Here is a 4,734-nt window from a genome sequence, read left to right on the forward strand (position 1 = left end):
CGTGCATCAGCACGGCGGCCAGGTGTACATGGACGGCGCCAACCTCAACGCCCAGGTCGGCCTGACCTCGCCGGCGACGATCGGCGCCGACGTGTCGCACATGAACCTGCACAAGACCTTCTGCATCCCGCACGGGGGCGGCGGTCCGGGCATGGGCCCGATCGGCCTGGCGGCGCACCTCGCACCCTTCATGGCCGACCACGTGGTGCAGCCCACCGGCGGTGCCGACCGTCCGAACCTCGGCCAGGGGGCCGTCTCGGCCGCGCCCTTCGGCTCGGCCAGCATCCTGCCGATCTCGTGGATGTACATCACGATGATGGGTGGCGAGGGGCTCAAGCAGGCAACCCAGGTGGCGATCCTGAACGCCAACTATCTCGCCGCGCGCCTCAAGGACCATTACCCGGTGCTCTACACGGGCAGCCAGGGCCGCGTCGCACACGAGTGCATTCTTGACATCCGCCCGATCAAGGCCGCCACCGGCATCTCCGAGGTCGACATCGCCAAGCGCCTGATGGATTACGGTTTCCATGCGCCGACGATGTCCTTCCCGGTGCCTGGCACCATCATGGTGGAGCCGACCGAGTCGGAAGATCTCGGCGAACTGGAGCGCTTCGCGGCAGCGATGATCTCGATCCGCGACGAGATCCGTCAGATCGAAGCCGGCACTTGGCCCGCCGAGGACAACCCGCTGAAGAACGCCCCGCACACACAGGCCGACTTCATCGGCGAGTGGTCCCGCCCGTACTCGCGCGAGCAGGCGGTGTTCCCGCTGCCCTGGGTGGCGGAAAACAAGTTCTGGCCCAGCGTGAATCGCATCGACGACGTTTACGGTGACCGCAACCTGTTCTGCGCCTGCGTGCCGATGAGCGACTACGACGCCTGAGTCCGGTAGAATCCCGGCGCTTCTCCGAAGAAGCCACGCCCGAAAAGGCGTGGCTTCTTTTTTGACTATCGACATGCGCTCGCGGCGCCGCCTGCCGTCGAGCCCACTCTCCTTCCGTCCCAGAAAAGCAGCCCGAATGTCGAATCCCCGCGCGAACAACAAGGCACTTTGGTCGAGCCTGCTGCTCACCCATCTCGTTCTGCTCGCGGGCCTGTTGGCCTGGGTTGCGTGGCAGACACAACCGGTCGAGATGCACGACCTGCAACTGACCGATGGCGAGAAGCTGAAATGCGTCTCCTATGCGCCCTATCATCGCCCGGGGCAGACACCGTTCGACGAGAGCCTGCGCATCCCCCATGAGCAGATCGCAGCGGACCTCGCCGCGCTGGCGAAGATCACCGATTGCGTCCGCCTGTATTCCGTGGATCAAGGTCTGGAGCAGGTCCCGGCCGTTGCGCGGGAGGTCGGCATCAAGGTCCTGCTCGGCGCCTGGATCGGCCACGACCGGGAAAAGAATGCACTCGAGCTGAGCCGCGCCATCGAGCTCGCCAACGCAAACACCGACGTCGTCCGCGCGTTGATCGTCGGCAACGAGGTCCTGTTGCGTCGCGAGCGCACCGAAGACGAGATGCGCTCCCTGATCCGCGACGCGAAATCGCGCACGACCGTGCCGGTGACCTACGCCGATGTGTGGGAGTTCTGGACGCGGCACGACAGCCTGGCGCAGGAGGTGGACTTCGTGACCGTGCACATCCTGCCGTTCTGGGAAGACGAACCGGTCGACATCGAGCACGCGCTCGAGCATGTCGCGGCCACCCGCACCCAGGTCGGCGAACATTTCGCCGGCAAGCACATCCTGATCGGCGAAACGGGCTGGCCTAGCCAGGGCCGGCAGCGCGAGGAATCGCGTCCGTCGCAGGTCAACCAGGCCCGCTACGTGCGCGAATTCGTGCATCAGGCGCATCAGCGCGGGTGGGACTACAATCTGATCGAAGCCATCGATCAGCCCTGGAAACGCAGACTCGAAGGCACGGTGGGCGGCTTCTGGGGAATGCTCGATGCACACACGCTAACGCCCAAGTTCCCGCTGTCCGGACCGGTGGCCGAGCGGAGTTCGCTGACCGCGCCACTGCTGGCGACCGCCGCCGGCGCGTTCGCCGGCCTGCTGCTGGCCCTGGGCAGCAGGGGCGGCGGTGCGCTGCGCACGAGCGCGCTGGTGGTCCTTGGCGCCACCAGCGGCCTCATTGCGCTGCTCCATGCCGAGCACGCACAGGTCGCTTACCGCAACGTGCTCGAATGGACCCTGCTCAGTGCCGTCGCCGTGCTTGCCGTGCTGCTGGCGGTGACGTTCGCGCTGTGGCGCGGTACGCCGATCCCCTCGGCAGCGCACGCCTGGCACACGATCCGCGGCAGACTGGCCGGCTTCGGCATCGCCCATGTCCTCGGCCTGCTGCGCGGCGTGCTGCTGTTCGCCGCGGCTGTCGCCGCACTGCTGCTGTTCGTCGATTCACGCTACCGCGACTTCCCGACCCTGCTCTATCTGACGCCCGCTGCACTGCTGGGCGTCGTCGGCTGGTTTCAATCAGCCCACGCGCGCGCAGAACGCATCTTCGCGGCTGTCATCGCCGTTTCGGTCGTCGGGCGCTGGCTACCCGAGCCGGCGAATCCCCAGGCCATCAGCTGGTTGCTTACCGGCCTGGTGCTCGCCCTGCCCGTTCTGCTGGCGCGGTCGCGCCAGGACCAGCAGTGACAGCAGGGCGCCCACGGCGGCTGGATCGTAACTGTAGAACACCAGCCCCGCCAGGCCGCTCAGCCATCCGGCCCACGCAAAACGGCGGCAACCGAGCGCGAAGGCCAGCGCGCCGCAAGCCAGACTGAACCAGCCGATGCGCTGGTGCAGAAAACTCTGCACCAGCGCCGTCTTGAACGTGCACAAAGCACCTTGCGCCTCCACCAAACTGCAGTCGCGCGGCAACACACCGTTCTCCAGCAGTCCATGGCGCACACCCAGTGCGAAACCCAGGATCAGCAGGGCCGAAACGACGATTGCTGCAATACCATATTTGCCCAAACTATTTGGCCTCATCCTGCGTTTCCCTTGTAAATCAGCACTTCGGACCGCGCTTCGAGCGATGTTGCAAATTGGCACCGAATGTAGCTCGTAAGCAGCTGAAATCGTGCATAAAATGCGGTCGCTGGATACAGATAGCTAAAGCCGCGATTGTGTCACATGGATTTCAGCTGCGGTATTTGCGCGCTGCAGAAATCGGCCCTTCCCGATTGTTCCGAGATTCAAGCGGCGGAACTTCCGCCCACCGAGTGCTTCCCCCCTGCTCTGCCCTTCAGGACCTGACATGAAACACGCCGCCTCGATCCTCTACCGTGTCGCGATAGCGCTCGCCATCGCTGCGGGGGTCGCGTTCTTCCAGTACTGGATCTGGCAGCAGTTCAACCGGGGTGCCGAGCACATCGGCACCAACCAGAGCATCAAGGGCTTTGCCTACAACGGATTCCAGCGCGACCAGAGTCCGCTGAAGGGCACCTACCCCACCCCCGAACAGCTCGGCGCTGACCTCGATCTACTCGGACGCATGTCCGACGGACTGCGCACTTACGGCGTCACCGACCTGCCGGCACTGCTAGACCTGGCCGGTGAGCGCGACATGGTCGTCACCGCCGGTGCCTGGCTCGACCCCGATCGGGAAAAGAACGAACGCGAGATCACCGCGCTGATCGAGGCCGCACGCAAGATGCGACACGTCGAGCGCCTGATGGTGGGCAACGAATCCATCCTGCGCGGCGACCTGAGCGCCAGCGAACTCATCGAGTATCTCGACCGCGTGCGCAAGGCCGTGCGCAAACCGGTCTCGACCGCCGAACCCTGGCACGTCTGGCTGAAGTACCCCGAACTCGCCAAGCACGTCGACTACATTACCGTTCACCTCTTGCCCTACCACGAGGGTGTGCCGGTGGAAGCCGCAGTGGAGTACGCCTTCCAGCGCTACGACGAACTGGTGAAGACCTTCCCGCGCAAGAAGATCGTGGTGGGCGAGATCGGCTGGCCGAGCAAGGGCCCGACCCTGGGTGCTGCCGTGCCTTCGCTCGACAACGAGGCGCGTTTCATCCGCGACTTCCTCGCCCACCCGCGCACTGCGCGCATCGATTATTTCCTGATGGAAGCCATCGACCAGCCGTGGAAAGTGGATGTCGAGGGCTGGGCCGGTCCCTACTGGGGAATGTTCAACGCTGACCGCGAACAGAAGTTCCCGCTGGAAGGCATCATCGAACGTGATCCGCACTGGGCCAAGAAGGCCGCGAACGCCGCTGCGCTGGCCTTCCTGCCGATGCTGCTGATCGCCTTCTTCCTGTCGGACTGGAACGTCTTCGGTCGCGTCTTCCTCGCCGGCCTGATCCAGGCCTGCGTGTCGACCCTGATCGTCGGCCTCAACGTGCCGGTCGAGTACTACCTGACCCAGCGCGACCTCATCGGCCTCGGCCTGCTGATCGGCGCCACGGTACTCACCGCCGCGGTGCTGCTGTCGCACGGCTTCGAGTTCGGCGAGATGCTGTTCAAGAAGAAGTGGCAGCGCCGCTTCATGCCGCTGCCGCCCCACGATCCAGACAAGCAGCCCTTCGTCTCGGTGCATCTCGCCTGCTACAACGAGCCGCCGGAGATGGTGATCGCCACCATCGACAGCCTGGCGAAGATGAACTACCAGAACTTCGAAGTGCTGGTGCTGGACAACAACACCCGCGACGAAGCGCTGTGGAAGCCGCTGGAGAAGCGTTGCGCCGAACTCGGCCCGCGTTTCCGCTTCTTCCATCTCGCCAACTGGCCCGGATTCAAGGCC

The 4,734-nt window shown here is 64.9% G+C and carries 3 protein-coding genes and 1 pseudogene; 3 read left to right on the plus strand and 1 reads right to left on the minus strand.

Features of this window, described 5'->3' with window-relative positions; translation table 11 throughout:
* Together RBT54_RS18235 and RBT54_RS18240 are read left to right on the plus strand one after the other, a co-directional pair.
* Positions 1 to 883: pseudogene (locus RBT54_RS18235) on the plus strand (glycine dehydrogenase (aminomethyl-transferring)); the annotation flags it as partial.
* Between the two features lie 136 nt (positions 884 to 1,019).
* Positions 1,020 to 2,633: a beta-1,6-glucan synthase gene (locus RBT54_RS18240; RefSeq protein ID WP_320368407.1), complete on the plus strand. Its 1,614-nt coding sequence runs from the start codon at positions 1,020 to 1,022 to the stop codon at positions 2,631 to 2,633.
* Here RBT54_RS18240 and RBT54_RS18245 read toward each other — a convergent pair.
* On the minus strand, positions 2,532 to 2,954 hold the full coding sequence (locus RBT54_RS18245) for a hypothetical protein (protein WP_320368405.1): 423 nt from the start codon (positions 2,952 to 2,954) through the stop codon (positions 2,532 to 2,534). The two genes, RBT54_RS18240 and RBT54_RS18245, sit on opposite strands and share 102 nt — an antisense overlap.
* A gap of 283 nt (positions 2,955 to 3,237) precedes the next feature.
* Here RBT54_RS18245 and RBT54_RS18250 point away from each other — a divergent pair.
* On the plus strand, positions 3,238 to 4,734 hold a 1,497-nt coding region (locus RBT54_RS18250), incomplete at its 3' end, for a glycosyl hydrolase family 17 protein (protein WP_320368406.1).

The organism is Thauera sp., assembly GCF_034003485.1.
Lineage (GTDB): Bacteria > Pseudomonadota > Gammaproteobacteria > Burkholderiales > Rhodocyclaceae > Thauera.